The organism is Comamonas aquatilis, assembly GCF_965139575.1.
GTDB classification, from domain to species: Bacteria; Pseudomonadota; Gammaproteobacteria; order Burkholderiales; family Burkholderiaceae_C; genus Comamonas; species Comamonas aquatilis.
The window spans coordinates 1-17,165 of sequence record NZ_CBCSIW010000020.1; the positions used below are offsets into that span (position 1 = coordinate 1).

Annotated in this window: 15 protein-coding genes and 1 pseudogene; 8 read left to right on the forward strand and 8 right to left on the reverse strand. The window is 53.5% G+C overall.

Annotated elements, in window-relative coordinates:
* Positions 1-92 (forward strand): IS3 family transposase (locus ACNAZA_RS18215; RefSeq protein WP_415797097.1); only part of this gene is annotated, 92 nt, incomplete at its 5' end.
* A gap of 15 nt (positions 93-107) precedes the next feature.
* Here the strand turns inward: ACNAZA_RS18215 and ACNAZA_RS18220 are convergent.
* The 5 genes from ACNAZA_RS18220 to psrA all read right to left on the reverse strand — a co-directional run bounded on the left by ACNAZA_RS18220 (position 108) and on the right by psrA (position 6,385).
* Complete coding sequence (locus tag ACNAZA_RS18220; protein ID WP_415797943.1) at positions 108-587, reverse strand: type IV toxin-antitoxin system AbiEi family antitoxin domain-containing protein; 480 nt, start codon at positions 585-587, stop codon at positions 108-110.
* Between the two features lie 527 nt (positions 588-1,114).
* Positions 1,115-2,563 carry a phosphonoacetaldehyde dehydrogenase gene (phnY, locus tag ACNAZA_RS18225; protein WP_415797944.1) on the reverse strand — a complete coding sequence of 483 codons (1,449 nt, stop codon included), beginning with the start codon at positions 2,561-2,563 and terminating at the stop codon, positions 1,115-1,117.
* Positions 2,564-2,583: 20 nt separating this feature from the next.
* A complete protein-coding gene (gene phnA / locus ACNAZA_RS18230) occupies positions 2,584-3,813 on the reverse strand; it encodes a phosphonoacetate hydrolase (protein WP_415797945.1) in 1,230 nt (409 codons plus the stop codon).
* Positions 3,814-3,870: 57 nt separating this feature from the next.
* A complete protein-coding gene (locus ACNAZA_RS18235) occupies positions 3,871-5,181 on the reverse strand; it encodes an MFS transporter (RefSeq protein WP_415797946.1) in 1,311 nt (436 codons plus the stop codon).
* Between the two features lie 112 nt (positions 5,182-5,293).
* Positions 5,294-6,385: an iron-containing alcohol dehydrogenase PsrA gene (gene psrA, locus ACNAZA_RS18240; RefSeq protein ID WP_275054579.1), complete on the reverse strand. Its 1,092-nt coding sequence runs from the start codon at positions 6,383-6,385 to the stop codon at positions 5,294-5,296.
* Between the two features lie 247 nt (positions 6,386-6,632).
* Here psrA and ACNAZA_RS18245 point away from each other — a divergent pair, with 247 nt between their 5' ends.
* Both ACNAZA_RS18245 and ACNAZA_RS18250 read left to right on the forward strand, forming a co-directional pair.
* Positions 6,633-7,556, forward strand: coding sequence for a LysR substrate-binding domain-containing protein (locus tag ACNAZA_RS18245; protein WP_415797947.1), 924 nt, complete (start codon positions 6,633-6,635; stop codon positions 7,554-7,556).
* 106 nt (positions 7,557-7,662) lie between these two features.
* Positions 7,663-8,405: pseudogene (locus ACNAZA_RS18250) on the forward strand (IS5 family transposase); the annotation flags it as partial.
* A 5-nt stretch (positions 8,406-8,410) separates the two neighbouring features.
* On the opposite strand, the gene ACNAZA_RS18255 reads toward ACNAZA_RS18250, so the two are convergent.
* The gene (locus ACNAZA_RS18255; RefSeq protein ID WP_415797948.1) at positions 8,411-8,710 is read right to left on the reverse strand and encodes a putative quinol monooxygenase; all 300 of its coding nucleotides are present in this window, start codon (positions 8,708-8,710) and stop codon (positions 8,411-8,413) included.
* Between the two features lie 3 nt (positions 8,711-8,713).
* The gene (locus ACNAZA_RS18260; RefSeq protein WP_415797949.1) at positions 8,714-9,733 is read right to left on the reverse strand and encodes a zinc-binding alcohol dehydrogenase family protein; all 1,020 of its coding nucleotides are present in this window, start codon (positions 9,731-9,733) and stop codon (positions 8,714-8,716) included.
* Between the two features lie 251 nt (positions 9,734-9,984).
* Here ACNAZA_RS18260 and ACNAZA_RS18265 point away from each other — a divergent pair, with 251 nt between their 5' ends.
* Positions 9,985-10,917 (forward strand): LysR family transcriptional regulator, encoded by a 933-nt coding sequence (locus tag ACNAZA_RS18265; protein ID WP_415797951.1) that lies wholly within the window; start codon positions 9,985-9,987, stop codon positions 10,915-10,917.
* Positions 10,918-11,469: 552 nt separating this feature from the next.
* Here ACNAZA_RS18265 and ACNAZA_RS18270 read toward each other — a convergent pair.
* Positions 11,470-11,733 (reverse strand): helix-turn-helix domain-containing protein, encoded by a 264-nt coding sequence (locus ACNAZA_RS18270; protein WP_415797952.1) that lies wholly within the window; start codon positions 11,731-11,733, stop codon positions 11,470-11,472.
* Between the two features lie 137 nt (positions 11,734-11,870).
* Between ACNAZA_RS18270 and ACNAZA_RS18275 the strand changes: the two genes are divergently transcribed.
* From ACNAZA_RS18275 to ACNAZA_RS18290, 4 genes are all read left to right on the forward strand, one after another.
* Positions 11,871-12,665 (forward strand): hypothetical protein, encoded by a 795-nt coding sequence (locus tag ACNAZA_RS18275; RefSeq protein WP_415797953.1) that lies wholly within the window; start codon positions 11,871-11,873, stop codon positions 12,663-12,665.
* A 958-nt stretch (positions 12,666-13,623) separates the two neighbouring features.
* Entirely contained in the window at positions 13,624-14,892 is a 1,269-nt protein-coding gene (locus ACNAZA_RS18280; RefSeq protein WP_415797954.1) for a nucleotidyltransferase domain-containing protein, read from the forward strand.
* A 497-nt stretch (positions 14,893-15,389) separates the two neighbouring features.
* The gene (locus tag ACNAZA_RS18285; RefSeq protein ID WP_415797955.1) at positions 15,390-16,262 is read left to right on the forward strand and encodes an SMODS domain-containing nucleotidyltransferase; all 873 of its coding nucleotides are present in this window, start codon (positions 15,390-15,392) and stop codon (positions 16,260-16,262) included.
* Between the two features lie 11 nt (positions 16,263-16,273).
* The gene (locus ACNAZA_RS18290) at positions 16,274-17,038 is read left to right on the forward strand and encodes a hypothetical protein (protein WP_415797956.1); all 765 of its coding nucleotides are present in this window, start codon (positions 16,274-16,276) and stop codon (positions 17,036-17,038) included.
* The last annotated feature ends 127 nt before the right edge of the window (positions 17,039-17,165 follow it).

Sequence of the window (17,165 nt, forward strand, 5' to 3'; positions counted from 1 at the left end):
ATATTCGTTGGTACAACGAAAAACGTATCAAAGTATCTCTGGGACGTTTAAGTCCTGTGGAATACCGGCACAAGCTTGGCCTAGCCGCATAAAACCAGTCCAAGTTTTTATCCGCACCTCCTATCCAGCTGCGAGGAAAAATCCTTCGCAACACGGGCGATTGCCTCAATTCCGCCGACGTCATCCTGGTGCCGGATGAGATCCAGCAGCGTTGCTGCCCGCGTACTGACCCGCCAAGGAGCAACACCGGATCCCACGACAACGACCGGTGTACCGGAGATCTTCCTCTTGGTAAAGAAGGTAACTTTCAGCTTGCCCGGTGTAGCCGTCGTACGTGGTCGGCTGACCATAACTTGGGCTTCTTGGATAGCGTAATGTGCCGATCCCCAGTACCGCGCCGCAGATAACAAGGCGATGTAATAGTGTGGCTCAATTCGCTTGAGACAGTCGTCAATCCACCAAGTAATTGGAGGAGCACCGTAATGCATTTGCTCCGCCGGGACAATTAAGTAACTTGTGGGTCGACGCGAAGCCAGAGTGATAAGGCCTTGCAAGGTCAGACGGTGGAGCGCCTTCTTCACCATCATGCTGTCCCCGTCACGCCCAACGAGCCGGCCGAACTCCTCTGGAGCAAATAAGTATCGGGCCTGAGACTGAATAGCACGGAGCGCCGCTCTCGGTCGAAGGGGCTCTTCAGCGCGGGTAGGTCGGGAATTCGAGGAGTTTTCAGGGCTCATTGCTTGCATAAATGTTATGCAAAAATACCCCAATACGTCCTTTTAGACAAATGATTTTGCACTAGAGAAAAGGTTCTTTAGCAGTCTGGGTGGCACGCCTTCGCTCATCTAAGAACACGAAGCTTCTAGGTCAAGGCTCGTTGCTTAATAAAATCGAACGCCTTAAAACTGCTGACGCTGTCTTTTGTGGCCATGGGCTCATGAAGAAAGGCATGGGCTTTCCGGATGCAAAGATGTACAAGCTGTTTTCTATCTGGCTAGTGACAGTCGAAAAGTCTCTACTAGTTATCGTGATGCAGCGGAGCGGCCAATAGGTCCGTCCGCTGCAAAAGCTCAATCGATGCGAAGGAGATCATCCGCAGATTGAAAAGTTCGCTTTACCAGGGCAGCGAATATGTCTTGGTGTTGCAGAAGCTCTTCATTGCTTCAAGAACACCCTCTTTGTAGCCCAGGCCTGAGTCCTTGATGCCGCCAAAGGGTGTGAGTTCCAGACGGTAGCCTGGCACCTCGCGTACGTTCACGCTCCCTACGTTGAGCTCGCGCACGAAGCGAGTGATGTAGTCAAGCCGGTTGGTGCACACCGAGGAAGAAAGACCGTAGGCCGTGCCGTTCGATATGCGGATGGCCTCGTCAATATCCTTGAAACGGATTACGGGTGATACAGGTCCAAAGGTCTCCTGAAGAGCCACAGTCATTTCAGGTTTAACGTGATCCAGCACGGTGGGTGCATAGAGGGCGCCGCTGCGGACATGACCTGCCAGCAGTTTGGCACCGTCTGCAATGGCTTCGTTCACCACTCTCTCGAAATGAATGGCAGCTTCCTCGTCGATCACCGTACCCATATCTGTGTGCGGGTCCATTGGATCGCCGTAATTCAGTGCCTTGGTCTTTCGAACCAATAGTTCGACGAACTGGTCGGCCACCTTTTCGTGTACCAGCATGCGTTTGACAGCAGTGCAACGCTGGCCCGAGTTCTTGTATGAGCCACTGGCTGCCAGCGTAGCTGCTTCCTCCACGTCGGCGTCTTCCATGACGATGATGGGATCGTTACCTCCCAACTCAAGGATTTGACGTTTGTAGACTGCTTTGGCCGCGATGTACTTGCCGATAGCGACACCGCCAGTGAAAGTGACCAGGTCTACGTCGGGATGAGTCAGCATCTCATCGGCAATCTCGCGTGGGTCACCAGTAACCACCGAGAGCATCTGAGGCGGTAAGCCAGCTTCATACAAAATATCGGCCAAAACGAACGCAGTAAGCGGCGTCTTCTCGCTGGGTTTGAGCACAACGCGATTGTTGGTTGCGATTGCGGGAGCCACCTTGTGGATCACTTGATTAAGTGGGTGGTTGAAAGGGGTGATTGCGGTGATCACACCAAGCAGCGGCTCCTTGGTTGTGTAGACCTTGCGGCTCTTACCGTGGTGCGTGAGATCGCACGAAAAGACGGCACCATCGTCCACTAGGGCCTGGTTGGCGGCGAATAGCAGCACATCAGATGCTCGCCCCACCTCGTACAGGGAATCCTTGCGGCACAGGCCCGACTCCAGAGTAATGACTCGCGAGATCTCATCCAGGCGGGAGGCGATGATCTCGCCTGCGCGCATCAGGATCTGGTAACGCTCATAGCGCGTGAGCGTAGGCTTGTAGTCTCGGGCGATCCGGTAAGCTCGTCGAATATCGTCGAGCGTGGCCTTGGGCACAGTACCGATGACTTCGCCAGTGTAGGGGTAAGTAACCTCGATCACCTCGTCGCGGTGCACGCGCTCGCCAGCGATGCGCAATGCCTCGCGGCGGATATCGATGGGTTTGACTTGAGTCAGGCTCATGATTCGTGTCTCCGGAAGGGTTAGGCAGCGTGATTGAGAGCGATGTCAAGTGCATCGAAGTTGCGCAGGCGCCTATTGCCAGCAATGCCGGTTACGGGGCGATTGCAAATGAGCGGTACCCGTTGCTCGGAGATGCCGCCATGCGAGCGCAGCGGAGCATCTAGACCTGACAGGTCGTGGCGACTAGCGCTAGTACCGAGCACCGTACGTTGCTCGCTGACCACGACGATATCGCCGATGCGGTCTTCAGGCAGTTCGAACTTCTTTGCGGCTTCAGCACGGGTTAGAGCCAGTTCCACACCGGGCAGCTCGCGAATGCGGGCAATCCATTCAGCGGCCGTTGTCTCGTCGGGTGCATAGATGGTTGCGTACGAGCCCAGCGCGCCATGGTGAACCACATAAGGATCTGTAATGGGAAGTATGACGCGCGCACGTTCGGGGCCATACCATGCGTCGAGCTGGTCTTGCAGGTAGATCACCTTGGGGTTGCCATCAGCGCCGTGCTTATCGTTCATGCCGTGGTCGGCTGTGAGTACGATGGTGGTCCCGAGGGCATCGAGCTGAGCCAGGTACTTATCCATCATTGCGTAGAAGGAGTTGGCCGCCTCACAGCCTGGAGCAGCCTTGTGCTGCACATAGTCCGTGGTGGAAAGGTACATAAGGTCCGGACGGAGGGTCTCCATCAACTTCACACCAGCCGCGAACACGAATTCAGACAGCTCCGCGCTGTATACCGAAGGCACAGGCATCCCCACTAAATCAACGACGCCGGTGATACCGTGCTCCTCCTGTGTCACCTGATCTGCCTTTTCTGAAGAGAAGCAGATGCCCCGCATTTTGTTACCGAGAAGCTTTCTCAGCTTGTCTTTAGCAGTGACCACAGCAACCCGGGCACCAGCATCGGCGAAAGCTGCCAGCACTGTGCCTGCTCGCAGGTACTTTGGGTCGTTCATCATTACTTCCTCGCCCAACTCACGGTCGAAAAAGTAGTTGCCGCAAATGCCATGTACAGCAGGCGGCGCACCGGTAACGATGGACAGATTGTTCGGATTGGTGAAAGAGGGCACCACGCAATCGGCTAGCAAATCTGCACCTTGCGCCCGCATGCGCGCCAGGTACGGTGCCACGCCAGCCTCGACCGCTGCGTCAAGATATGCCGGTTCGCAGCCATCCACACACACGATGACGACGGGCTCCTTCATCCAGCGATAGGTTCTGCCGTTTACTTCGAGAGTAGTGGTTGTATTCATGAGTTGTGTCTCCTATGAGTTGATATTGAATTCGGCTTGGTTTGCTGGCCCTGTGACTCAGCGACGAATGAAGGCGGCGATAAAAGCGCTGATGAGACAGCTCGCGGCCACGATGGGGAATACGAGCGAGGTGTTTCCTGATTGATCCAGCATTCGACCAATCAGTGGCTCACCAAGGCCCGCGAGCAAGTAGGAGAAGAAGTTCATGACTCCTGTGGCGGTACCTGCGCGTTTCGCACCGACCAGATCGGGGCAAAGTGCCCAGAACGAGGAAGCCGGTCCGTAGACAAAGAACCCAGCGAGGAAAAGCAGCAGCAGCCCCCAGATGCTGGTCGGCAACTGGTACATGCTGATCGAGGCAACCGCACCAAGCAGCATGTAGAGAACGATGGCCTTGTAACGCTTGGATCCAAATACCTTGTCAGAGATCCAGCCATTGGTCAGAGCCCCAAAAGCCATCCCTACAGGCAGCGCCACAGAAATCCAAGCAGGGTTGAACATGCCGTCCGCAGCCTTAGCCCAGTCCTTGCCCAAGAAGTGCACCGGTACCCAAACGATCAATCCGTAGCGAGCAGCATTCTGAAAGCCGATGGAGAGTGCAGCAATGATCAGGCGCGGGTTACTCAGAACGGCCTTGTAACGAGACCAGGAGCTTTCCTCGGGCTCATTTGCGGCAAGGCTGTCCTTGGCATCATCAGCATTCGCCACACCGGTGTCGGGTGACTTGAAGCCCAGGTCTTCCGGGCGTTCCCGCACGATCAGGTAGAAGGTAATTCCACCCACCAGCATCAGAAGAACTGGAATCCGGAATATCCAGCGCCAATCGAGATGCAAAACGTTCACCACAATGATGGAGGTGATGAATGACAGAACCGACGCGCACCCTGCTGCAAAAACGTAGAAGCCATACACCTTACCGCGCTCGCCGGCTCCCCACCAATTTGAAAGCAGCCGACTGCCAGGGGCCCAGCCCAATGCTTGAAAGTAGCCATTGATGCCCCATGGAATCGCCAAACTTTTGAATCCGACGGCGAAGCTCACCACCCAGTTTGCAGCACAGGAAAGGATGGCGCCGGCGGTCATTACCCGGCGTCCGCCATACTTATCCCCCAGGTTGCCGTTAATTGCTTGACCGATGGCATAGCACCACAGTAGTGATGTAGATGCCCATCCGAGCACTTCCTTGGAGAGCCCGAACTCTTTCTGGATACCAGGTATCGCAAAGCCAAAAGTCTGGCGTCCTGTGTAAAAGAAAAAGTAGCAAAACATAGCTGCAAGCAGCATCCGCCACTGAGCTCTACGAAACGGACTATCTAGCGAGGCTGCATAAGAAGACCCTGCCCCCAGGGTCTGATTTACCGATTGCATGTTGTCTCCTTTTTTGCGGGCAAGAAGCCCGACAGGTCGAACTACTTACTGGTATGTATTCATGCATGCAGGAGCTCGAAGCACGCTTCAGACGCTCCTGCGCGGTACACGACTACGCAGCTACTGCGCCGATGAAGTTTTTTCCACGAGCACCATCCATCGCTCTAGCAATCATTGCTGCGGCCTCCTCATCAGGAACGCCATAGTCGGAAAACTCTGTCTTGACTCCCAGCCCATTCAAAAATTCGCGCAGGAGCTTTGCCCCTTGTGCCAAATCTGGCCCAAACACCCGCTGCAAAGCGAAGTCTCGATCGGCAGATTTGGCCCATGCTCTTTCGAGAACTATGGGCAACGTGAATGAACAGGCAATCCCGTGAACGAGGCCATGACGAAGCGTCATCTCGTAAGAGATCGAATGAGCTAAGGCCGTTTTCGTATTAGAGAAAGCCATACCAGCCTTGAGTGCAGCTAAAGCCATACGTTCGCGCAGCTCGATGTTTCCCAAGTCCTTCATCAGCGCAGGCAAACAGCTGAATATGTCCTGCACCGCGGAAATCGCGAAGGTGTCCGAGACAGGATTCGAGTTAACGTTCCAGATTGACTCCAATGCATGCGAGAGCGCATCCAGTCCGGTGGAGACGGTTGTACTAGCCGGAACGGAGAGCATTAGCTCAGGGTCGATCACCGCGGCCTCCGGCCAGGTTTCATTGAGATGCAAGGAATACTTCTTTTGACTGGCCGCATCCCAAATAGTGGCCCACGGTGTGACCTCGCTTCCGGTCCCCGCTGTCGTGGGGACCGCTATGAGTGGCTTAACGCAAGAAGGAGTGAATGACTGTCCTGTGGCCAACAAGCTGATGAGCTCGTCGAACTTGCCACTGCTGGTTCCAACCATCAGCGCCTTTGCTGTATCAATAGCGCTACCACCACCTACGGCAACGATGGCATCACATGCATTGCCGTTTTGCCAAAAGCGGTTGTAAAGCCCTGCCAACTGCTCGACATCGGGGTTCGGGCGCACGTCCTCAATGACCGCGACTAATGTGTCTTTCAGTAGTCCTTTCAGCCGTGTGACTAAACCCAGGCTGCGAGCTTCTGGAAAAGTCACCACGACGACGCGACGGCCGGCAAGGATTTTTGGCAGGCGCTCAAGGCTACCTCGGCCGCAATGAATTGAAACGGGATTGTGATATGCGTGAGGCATAGGGCTTGTCTCCTGTCGTTAGTGTTCTAGGTATTCCGCAGTTGAGCGTTCAACCTGGAGCTCAGTTTCCTCGGGGCCCTAGTCAGCGTCCAATCGCATTTCCAGCGGGTGTATGAGCCAAAACCGATGGATCAACCATCCGGTAAATTTCGCCCCCTCCTCGGTGCAAACACGGGTTCCCAGGCTTGCGTCGAACGCGTATCAGATGCCTTGCACATCACACAACATCTAATACGTTCATACACCCATGTTCCACCAGTACTACAAGAGCATTCGCTGCTTTCACGCGGTTGCAAGAACCGGCGGCTTTACAGCTGCCGCGCAGTATTTGCATATTGGCCAGCCGACGGTGACCGACCAAGTGAAGGCCCTTGAGACACGCTTTAACGTTGAACTATTTATGCGTAAGGGGCGTGGTGTGCTACTCACCGACGCAGGCGAGCAGCTTTATGCCATCACACAGGGACTATTTGGGCAGGAGCAGGAAGCAATGCAGTTCTTGCAGAGGGCCCATAAACTGAAGTCAGGACTGATACGCTTGGGGAGCGTTTCACCACCTCTTGCCTTGGAATTAGTTCGCAATTTTCGGAAAACCAATCCGTCGCTTGATCTAACGATTTCCATTGGATCGGAGAGCTCAACACTGCGTAGCTTGCAGGACTTCGATATCGATGTTGCAATTCTGGTTGAACCACCTCCAACCGAAGGCTTGCATATTGCTCACTACCGAAGAGAACGAATCGTTGCAGTCGTTCCGGAAGGACATGCGTGGACAACGCGCACCCTGATCACTACCTCGGACATAGCAGACGAAATGGTCATCTTGCGTGAGCCTGGATCCAAAACGCGTCATAGAGTTGAGCGAGCATGCAGTCAGAAAAATGTGGTTCTATCTTGTGCCATGGAAATCAATAGCCGGGAAGCCATCCTTCACGCAGTATCAAACGGTATGGGCATTAGCTTCGTGACGCAGGCAGAATTTATTCCACTACCCGGCCTTGTTGCAGTTTTGATCGACGACGAGCAACTGTCCATTAACTACTCTCTTTGCTGTCTGTCCGTGCGCCGTGAGCGACCACTAATTAAGGTCCTTTTCGACTCCGCAGGTGCCGCACACGACCATTCGCAATCAGTAGACAGGCCAACAAACACAGCACAAGTCACCAGCTAAACAGGGATACCTAGCTATGGCCTCGCCTCTAACAATGTGCACCAGTTCCACTGCCATTGAGTGCTTCCTCATCGCTCACGGTTAGCTTGCGCGCACCGCCTTCGTGCCTTCTGCCAAAGGCGGTGCGTGCAAGCTCGTGGTCAGCGACGAAGCCGCCCTCAACGGCATCCTGTTCGTGCCGCAAACAGGCATCCCATGGGAAGACCTTCCCCAGTCCCTTGGATATGGCAGCGGCATGACTTGCTGGCGGCGCCTGCGCGACTGGAATGTCGCTGGTGTCTGGGAGCAGTTGCACCAGGCCATGCTGATCCGCTTGCGTGAACACGACCAGATCGATTGGAGCCGGGCCTTCATTGATGGCTCCTCGGTACCAAGCCCCCGGGGGGCCAGGAAAAGGGCCCCAACCCCACTGACAGAGGCAAGCTCGGCTCCAAACGACACATCGTCGTAGATGCCAGGGGCATCCCGCTGGTGATCTTGGTCAGCGGCCCGAACCGGCACGAGTCCAAGATGTTCGAGAGGTGCGTAGACACGATTCCTGCGGTTGCAGGCTTGTCAGGGCGTCCCCGTAAAAGACCAGCCAAGCTGCACGCCGACAAAGGCTACGACTTCAAGCGATGCCGAACCCACCTGAGGCAGCGGGGCATCATCGGCCGGATTGCCAGACGATTCGTTGAGAGCAGCCAGCGGCTGGGCAAGCACCGTTGGGTGGTGGAGAGGACGCACAGCTGGTTTGCTAGCTTTGGCAAGCTGCGAATCCGCTTTGAACGACAGCGGGATATCCACGAAGCGCTGTTGAAGTTGGCGGCAGCGATCATCTGCGCACGCTTCGTGGATAGGTGGTGTTAGCCAGTCTAAGCAACTTCACGTAAGCCAATTAGTTGTAGAGGCCGTGCCAGTAGTTCTTCAAATCGCTTTTCAAAGTCCTTGAAGTAGGGCATGGAGAAATGCTTCTCCAGCGCCTCTTGGTCTCTGAAAGATTCGCGCATACAAAACGTGCCGGGGGCTTCGCAGAGTTCAAAAAGCGTGTAATCCAAACATCCAGGTTCTTGCCGTGTAGCAGGCACCAGAGCGAGCAGAGCATCGCGTAAATGATCGTGCTGCCCAGTCTTTGCTTCAAGTACAGCCAAGTTGAATATGACGGCGGATTGCATGACTCAAGCCCACCCTTCCAACACAACCTTACCGCGGGCCTTACCCGATTCGATCAGCGCATGAGCGCGTTTCAGATTGCTGGCATTAATTTCGCCGAAATGCTCTGCCAACGTGGTTCGAAGCAGCCCAGCATCTACCAGGTCGGCTACTTCGTTCAATAGTCTGTGCTGGCCGATCATGTCGTCTGTTCCAAACAGGGAGCGAGTGAACATCAATTCCCAGTGAATCGAAACAGCCTTGCGCTTGAACAATGTCGCATCCAGAGAAGTAGGATCATCAATTAGTCCGAACTTGCCTTGAGGTGCGATAGCTTCGACGATATGCGCAATGTGGTCATCGGTGTTGGTCAGGCTAATGATGTAATCGACCGTGGAAAACCCAAGTCGTTTGAGCTCAGCAGTAACAGGCTGGCTGTGGTCAATGACATGATGCGCCCCCAACTCCTTAACCCAGGCCTGGGTTTCTGGACGAGAGGCTGTCCCGATCACGGTAAGACTGGTCAAGCGTGCAGCCAGTTGCGTCAGGATAGAGCCGACGCCACCAGAAGCACCAATTATCAAAAGTGTCTTGTTGCTGGGCTGCTTACCAGGAGCAATACCCAGACGATCAAACAGCATTTCCCAGGCAGTGATTGCAGTGAGCGGTAAGGCAGCAGCTTGCGCAAAGTCCAGTGACCTTGGGGCGTTACCTACGATGCGCTCGTCCACTAGGTGCAACTGCGCATTCGTGCCGGGCCGTGCGATTGAGCCGGCATACCAAACCCGATCACCTGGCCTGAACAGTGTGACCTCGGGCCCCACTGCTTTGACGATGCCACTGGCATCCCAACCCAGAACTTTGTAATCCTGCCCCTCTGCTGGTGTGGCGCTACGACGCACCTTGGTGTCCACGGGGTTCACCGAGACAGCCTTCACCTCGATTAGCAGATCACGCCCAGTAGCGACTGGGTCTGGCAAGTCGATGTCAAGTAGCGAATCGCCATGGTTAATGGCCTGGGGGATCCTGTATCCAATGGCTTTCATTGTCGTTCCTTTTGAAATTGTGTCGGAGGGTACCGTTTAGCAGAGTAGGTGAGGTAGTCGACATACTTGAGTCAACCTCAGTCACGAAACTGGCTGATGCAAGTCGGGGGTGTTCACGACTGCAATCGTTCTCAAGATGGATCAATCATGAACCCACCTTTCTTTTTGATAAAGAAGCAAAAACATGAAGCAACATTCAAAAATTATTTGAAAATAAGGGCGCTTCAAATTCAAACTTTCTCCTTTGACTCATGAAGGCATTAAGAGATTTGGATATCTTTGTGCGCACGGCAGACACTGGCAGCCTCTCAGCGACAGCGCGTTCGCTGGATCTGACGCCAGCGGCGACCAGCGCCGCACTTAAAAGGCTAGAGGAAGAGTTGGGCGTGCAGCTGTTTTTGCGGTCCACCCGTAACCTTCGCCTAACCTCTCAAGGAGAGCTTTTCCTGGAACATTGCCGACCAGCGGTGGCCTCGCTGCAACAGGCGAGTCAAGAACTGGCCGCTGGTGAGAAGGCCTTGCAAGGTGTGCTCAAGATGTCTGCGCCATCGGACCTGGGGCGCAATCTGCTGTTCACTTGGCTCACCGAGTTTCAGAAGCTTCATCCCAAAGTAGAAATCAGATTGCACCTATCAGACCGCATGGCCAACATCTATAGCGATCCTGTAGACGTCGCCTTCAGATACGGCAAGCCACCGGATTCCAGCTTGGTTGCATTACCTTTAGCAACCTCCAATCGCAGGGTGTTATGCGCTTCTCCCTCATATATCGCCCAGCATGGAGCACCATCAACACCGTATGAATTACCCCAGCGTGATTGCTTGTGCTTTATGCTTGACGAAGAGATTCATGATCGATGGCGCTTTTCACATAACGGCACTTCTGAGATCTCCGTTAAAGTAAAAAGCGCCAATGTTTCTAACGATGGCGACGCAGTACGTCGTTGGGCACTTCTTGGTAAAGGTATCGCCTACAAATCACAGCTGGATGTTCTCAACGACTTAAATGAGAGGCGACTTCTAGTTCTATGCCCAGATTGGACAACTGAGACAACACCTCTGTTCATGATTGTTCCGAGCCGACGTCAACTGACTCCGTTGTTACGTAAACTTTGCGATTACATCGCCCACCAAGTAAGTGAAGCTTTAATCAGTCTTCGCAGTGATAGGTACTGCGACTTTTGAACGTTTTTTCCTATATTAATTTGTACGAGCTGAAAACAGCCCCGCCGCGCATCTTGCCGCCGGAATGCTGAGCGACCTTGACATTGCAAGACTCGCTTGAAGCAGCAGATGGACAACTTGCTCCTTGCGCCGAACGACAATCCGGGCTTTGGGCAAACTGGTCACAATTGTGGCCAGCGAACTGCCAAGTACCGCCGCAGTCGACGCCTATGCGCCAGGACTACGGGGATAAGCAGGTGCTGGGGGAAAGCGTTGAGATACCTGCAACGGCGGCGAAGCAAGCACCGTGACGTGAAAGGCTTGCGGGTAGTGCGGCTCCATACGTTCAGCCACTCTTGAAGGTCTAGCCTAGTCTTCCTAGGAGGCTAGGCTATGCCCACCAACATTCAGACAGGGTTGAGAAACTCAGGTATGGAGCTCTAGGCCTTGATTTCTGCTGGCATAGCCCAGCATAGGGCTTCAAGGCAGAGCGGATGACTCCTGTGCAGGCAAGCTGCACTCACCCGAATCTATCCGTCTTAACTAGATCTCCCTAAGCAGGAACAAGTCAGCCTAGAAATTTCTAGCTACACCTTGAAGGTAGCGCTCTTGGACCCGTTCCATGAAGCTCCCGAGCGGTAACTCTAGAGCTTCCGACAAGCGATAAAGAACACTCAGAGTCGGCTGCTTGCGAGCTACTTCAATAAGGCTGATATATGGACGATCAAGGTCGCAGCGGCCAGCCAAGTCCTCTTGAGAAAGCCCCAACTCTTTGCGCCGCACCTTCATCTCAAGCGCCAGCGCGGTCATAAGTTCGTAATTGGTGCTCTGCCGCATCCGGCGAATTTGTCATTTATGTATACTTTAGACACGTGTCTATAGACAGCTAAATATTGACGTGCAACAAGCCAAGTGCTGCGATAAGTGGTCTGGCTTACGAATCGGAAGAAGTCCCTGCTAAGACAAGCAATGCAATGTCGACGAACCCTCTCCTGCGCCCCTGCGGGATAGCTGAATTGAAATGGATGATGAAAATGAGCAGTGTTAGGTTTTGGCACACGACCGCTGTGGTCGCTGCTGGATTGGTTGTGGCCGGATGTGGAGCAACCCAACCGAAAGTTCAGCCCGGAATACAGGAACAGCTGCCAAGGCAAGTCAAGCTGCACACGCAGGATTCGTTGCTCAGTGCTTCACGTGAAGGAAGAGCTTTTGCTCTTATTGGCAAGGCCCCCTCAAGCGGTACTTGGGAATTGATCAGCGCCAGTGCGAAGTTTCCGGCTGTCAGTACGGGGCAAGAAGTGCTTCTTGTCTCTGACGACCTGAAGCGCTGGGAAACAACCACTCCTCGATTCCAAGACTGTTCGAAGCCTAGTGCCGGGTATTCCGTGTGCTCGAGCGCATTGGCACAGAAGGACTGGCTGGGATACGCAAATTACAACTCCGATGCTGTCGTCCGAGCTGTGAACTCGATTCCAGAGTATCAAGCCCAGACAGTGATGCAAAGCTACCTTAATGCAGAGGACGAAGCGGCGCTGTCCAAGTACGAAGAGAAGAGGAAGGAGCAAACAGAGTGCTATGCAAATCACGCAGCTGGTTCACGTGAGATTGAAATAGCGGGAGGGAAAGCCATGGCATCTGCTATTGCTGGGAAGCCATTGAAACCAGAAGAAATGGCTGCGATTCGTCGTGCTCAACAGCGTATGTCTGCGAGCAGTGTGTGTGGTTACAACGTTCAGCCACCAAAGAAACGCGCGAGCGTGGGTGGATAGGAGAGATCGAGATGGGACGCTTATATGACGAGCTGACAAAGCTTGAGCGCTTATATCCTCAAAAAGTAGAGACAGCTCTACCGCCACGGCTAACAGAGATACCCGACTTAGCACTCGCATACCGGGAACTTCAAAGGCTCGCCCAAGCTGATGGCGACCTCGGTGCCGAGTATTGGAGTCGAGTGATCAAGCTGCTTGAATGGGCTGAAGCCGCTCATCAAGACGCTGTAACTGGAGTCTAATTCCGCAAAAACGTTTGCGAAAAACCTCCAAGCATCCTTGAACACACGAGCTTTTGTCGAAACTGCAAGTAGGAAGCTACCAGAAGCAGATATTCACTTGATGCGGGGGCTCTTGGCCGGTATGAAGCGAGCAGTTAAATAACCCAAGGTCAACAGCAACCTGAAACGGCCATCCAAGAAGCGGAACTGGCCAACTGCTTCTGGCCGAACTGAGCTGGCGACGAACCGCAGCCTGGTCAGCCGCAACTGGCACAGGTAGTCAATTCATCTGGAATACGCACTTGCGACACCGGACGCGAATGTTGATCAGCTCACCATGCCGAGCATTAGCTTCGCCTCGCTCAACATTCCGCAGGGCTTTGCGAGCCAAGCCAAATCTTGGCTAACTAGCTCTAAGTCGGAGAGGAAAAAGCCGCCGGGACCATGGCGGCACCTTGTTCGTTCAAGCTGGCTGCATTGGGATAGGCCCCCTAGCCGCGACCACAAGAACTGAGAAGCTCAAGCAGGACTCATGAGAGAGACAACCCAACCCAATCTGGGCAGTCATAAATTCCGTAAAACTCTATATTTTACTGTACATATAAACATACTGTGTTTATATACGGCGCTACAGGTAGTGTTTGATGCCCCAAGAATACCCAGATATAGTGTCTCCTAGCATTTGGGGCGGCTGAGTGCTGTTTTTTATAGGTGCCGCTATTAGAAGGAAATTTCAAATGGCGGCCCTCAGTTACCAGAACCCTTCCCCCTCCCTCCCAGGTCAGACCATCGCCAACCGCTCATCGGCTCGATTCTTCTACCTAGTCGATGCAATTGGACGCTTACATGAGCCGACTAACACACAGTTGGAAGCGCTTGAGTCGTCATATCGCAGTACTGGAGAATTTCTCGCGGAGTGCCTGGAATTCAAGGGGCTGCTTCATGAGATCCACGCCCATGGCTCACGGCAGATCGGCACGCTTGTCCGCCCCTTGGACGAGTCCCGTGAAGGGTTTGACATTGATCTGATTGCCCGCTTCCATCAAGGCGCTATGCAAAGATATGGCGACCCTGAAGGGCCCACACGTCTACTGAATGACCTTCACGCAACTTTAGATCGATACGCTAAGGCCCACGGTCTACGTATCCAGCGTTGGGAACGATGTGTAACTCTTGAATATGCAGGCGGTATGTTTGCCGACATTGCGCCCCTAATTGATGCGCCTTCGCAATTCAGTCTTTATGGCGACACTCTTGGCCGGATTCCTGATCGTGAGAAACACCGCTATGACCTGACCAATCCTCGCGGCTATGCCAGAGGATTCGACAAAGTTGCAGCAATCTCGCCCGTTTTCACATCAACGGTCAAGTTTGCCGAAGATACTGCCATCAATAGCCGCGCGGATGTTGTGCCGCTTCCCGACTCCCAAGAGGTGTTCGATCGCCTGCTCAGTCGTCTTGTGCAGTTACTCAAGCTACATCGCAATGTGTCATTCGGCCAAGCTTCCAATGGAATGAGTGATTTGGCGCCATCGTCCATCTTCATCACGACCTTGGCCGCAGCAGCCTATGCCGTTCTAGCCCCGAAACCACACGACAGCCCTTTAGAGCTTCTCCTCGAAATCGTAGAAACCCTGCCAGACTACTTCGAGCGAACTCTGCAACCCAATGGCCACGAATATTGGACCCTTGCCAACCCTTCCGCACCAGGTGAAAACCTTGCGTCTGGTATGAACACCCCAGCACGGCAGGCCGCATTCAACGCATGGCACCAGCGCATCAAAAGTCAGCTTAAGGAGATTGTCGATGCGATTGAAAAGCACCTCGGTATGGACGTATTGCTGGAAAAACTGGAGGCAGCATTTGGCAAACGAGCCGCACTAGCAGTTCGCGACGACGAAGCTAAACAGCGCCAAAGCAATATCAGCATCGGAAAGGTAGCACTGGCTTCGGCAGGAGTATCCGTCGCAACGACGGCCCGCTCCCATACATTCTTCGGCGACTAATGCGTAAAAACATCCCAGTCGCCGTACCCACGCTATCCCAACGAGCCTTAGAGCTTCGCCGACTTGGGCTACCTGGGTCCACTGTGCACCTGGTGAGCGGCAGGGAGCTTCTCTTTCGTTTCTCTGTGACCCCAGGCCAATTTGGGCGGAACTACGATTGCCTTTTACGGCTGAAGCCAGACTCGCGTGCACCAGAAATGCTGGTGATGGAACCTGATCTTTATAGCCTCGCTGGCAACGATCCCATTCCGCATATCTATCGACATGACGGTCCTGGCGTCCTGCTGTGCTTATGGTGGCCAAAGCGTCGCGAGTGGGTTCCACAGTTGAGACTGACAGAAACATTCATACCATGGACCGAAGAATGGCTCTGGTACTTCGAAGACTGGTTAAAAACCCGCACCTGGGCAGGTGGCGGCGAACACCCTCCCCCTCAGCGTAAGCACAACCGGCTGATGCCACCAGTCCCCGCCCACGCTGGACAATAGGAGAGTCACTTGCCACGCACCATCGAAGAAGGATTTAACGATTTCCTGAGTCGATTGAAAGCCAAAGCGCCTGAGACAGAAGCCGCTAAAAGCCATCGAGCCTCTATCGAAGCCTGCCTTGTTAACAACTTCGGGCTCAAACGGTTCGTGCGCATTGGCTCGTTTGGCAATGGAACCAGCGTATCCGGATATAGCGACATTGACTATCTTGCTTCAATTCCAACAAACCAATTTAAGCAGTCATCTGTCGCTTCTCTCACCAAGATCAGAGACGCACTTGAACTGCGGTTCCCGCGAACTGGCGTCCATGTGAACTCACCTGCGATCGCAGTTCCATTCGGAACCTATAAATCTGAATCAACTGAAATCGTTCCAGGTCACTATGTCGGAGAAGCTAACGGGCACAAGGTTTACGAGATTGCCGACGGCAACGGCGGCTGGATGAGAGTCAGCCCCGACGCACACAACACCTACGTTACTCGTATTGATCAACGATTGGGTGGCCGCGTCAAACCACTAATCCGCTTTATAAAGGCTTGGAAGTTTCATCGCCAAGTTCCAATCTCCTCCTTCTACATAGAGATGCGTGTGGCGAAATACGCTGAGGACGAATCGTCGATTCTCTATGACATTGACGTCTCTGCGGTTCTCAAGAGTCTGTGGAGCCACCAACTGGCACAACTTCAAGATCCCACCGGTTTCTCCGGTTACGTCCGAGCCTGCAAGACCGAAGCTCAGCAAAACGACGCGCTATCAAAACTCAGCACAGCAGTCATACGAGCCCAGAAGGCTCGCACAGCATCCAGGGAGGGCAGCACATCGGATGCGTTCTCTTGGTGGCGCCTTCTCTACAACGATGCTTTTCCAACCTACTACCGTTGACGCTAAGCCGCATGTCCAAATCAGATCCAATACGCACGAACTATTACAACGCCGTTGAACGTGCCGACAAAGTGTCGGATGTACTGTTTTATGTTTCGGCCACCTTGTCGATCGTTTCGCTATTCGTCGACAAGTCAACACACTCTCTTGCTTATGACATTGTCTTAACTTGTTTCGCACTATCTGTCGTTGCGCTGTTCATCATTGGCCTTGTTAGCCGGTTGTACTGGACACCGCGCGCCGAAGACAAGCGTCGACAGGACTTCTTCGCCAGCGCTTGTGGCGTTAGCTTGAGTCACCAAAAAACTGATGGCTACTACAACAATGACTTTACTGAACCGATTCGACGCATGGCAGCTCAGATACTCGAGAACAGCCATTTCAGTAAGGCAATTGCTTTACGCATGGTTCGCACTGAACGCATAAGAGTGATCGTTTATGGGTGCATCTGGCTCGCTTGCGTGTTCAACAGAAATGCAGACTTGGGCTTGTTGATAGCTGCATCTCAAGCTGTATTTAGTGAACAAATCGTGTCGAAGTGGCTAAGACTGGAATGGCTACGCATCCGATTCGAAAGAACTTATGACGAGGTTCACCGAATGTTCCGGTCCAAACCAGCAAGTCAAAGCTTCAAAGCAATGACATTAGAGTCTCTGGGCTCGTACGAGACTGCGAAAGCTACCGCAGCCATCACCCTGTCATCGTCACTGTTTCAAAAAATGAACGACCAACTGTCCGCAGAGTGGGAGCAAATCAAGGCCGACCTTGGCATTTGAACAGTTCTGGTTAGACAGCATCTAAGTCACTGCACGCAAAGAAATGCTCTAACGGATCAAGCAAATCTATTGCAACATCCCCCAACAGTGTCACTATCTAAAGCTTCCTATATCATGACACAATTTG

Bases quoted from the DNA above. Each gene is read 5' to 3' on its own strand.
- ACNAZA_RS18220 (WP_415797943.1), bottom strand. From the start codon at position 587: ATGATGGTGAAGAAGGCGCTCCACCGTCTGACCTTGCAAGGCCTTATC.
- phnY (WP_415797944.1), bottom strand. From the start codon at position 2,563: ATGAGCCTGACTCAAGTCAAACCCATCGATATCCGCCGCGAGGCATTG.
- phnA (WP_415797945.1), bottom strand. From the start codon at position 3,813: ATGAATACAACCACTACTCTCGAAGTAAACGGCAGAACCTATCGCTGG.
- ACNAZA_RS18235 (WP_415797946.1), bottom strand. From the start codon at position 5,181: ATGCAATCGGTAAATCAGACCCTGGGGGCAGGGTCTTCTTATGCAGCC.
- psrA (WP_275054579.1), bottom strand. From the start codon at position 6,385: ATGCCTCACGCATATCACAATCCCGTTTCAATTCATTGCGGCCGAGGT.
- ACNAZA_RS18245 (WP_415797947.1), top strand. From the start codon at position 6,633: ATGTTCCACCAGTACTACAAGAGCATTCGCTGCTTTCACGCGGTTGCA.
- ACNAZA_RS18255 (WP_415797948.1), bottom strand. From the start codon at position 8,710: ATGCAATCCGCCGTCATATTCAACTTGGCTGTACTTGAAGCAAAGACT.
- ACNAZA_RS18260 (WP_415797949.1), bottom strand. From the start codon at position 9,733: ATGAAAGCCATTGGATACAGGATCCCCCAGGCCATTAACCATGGCGAT.
- ACNAZA_RS18265 (WP_415797951.1), top strand. From the start codon at position 9,985: ATGAAGGCATTAAGAGATTTGGATATCTTTGTGCGCACGGCAGACACT.
- ACNAZA_RS18270 (WP_415797952.1), bottom strand. From the start codon at position 11,733: ATGCGGCAGAGCACCAATTACGAACTTATGACCGCGCTGGCGCTTGAG.
- ACNAZA_RS18275 (WP_415797953.1), top strand. From the start codon at position 11,871: ATGTCGACGAACCCTCTCCTGCGCCCCTGCGGGATAGCTGAATTGAAA.
- ACNAZA_RS18280 (WP_415797954.1), top strand. From the start codon at position 13,624: ATGGCGGCCCTCAGTTACCAGAACCCTTCCCCCTCCCTCCCAGGTCAG.
- ACNAZA_RS18290 (WP_415797956.1), top strand. From the start codon at position 16,274: ATGTCCAAATCAGATCCAATACGCACGAACTATTACAACGCCGTTGAA.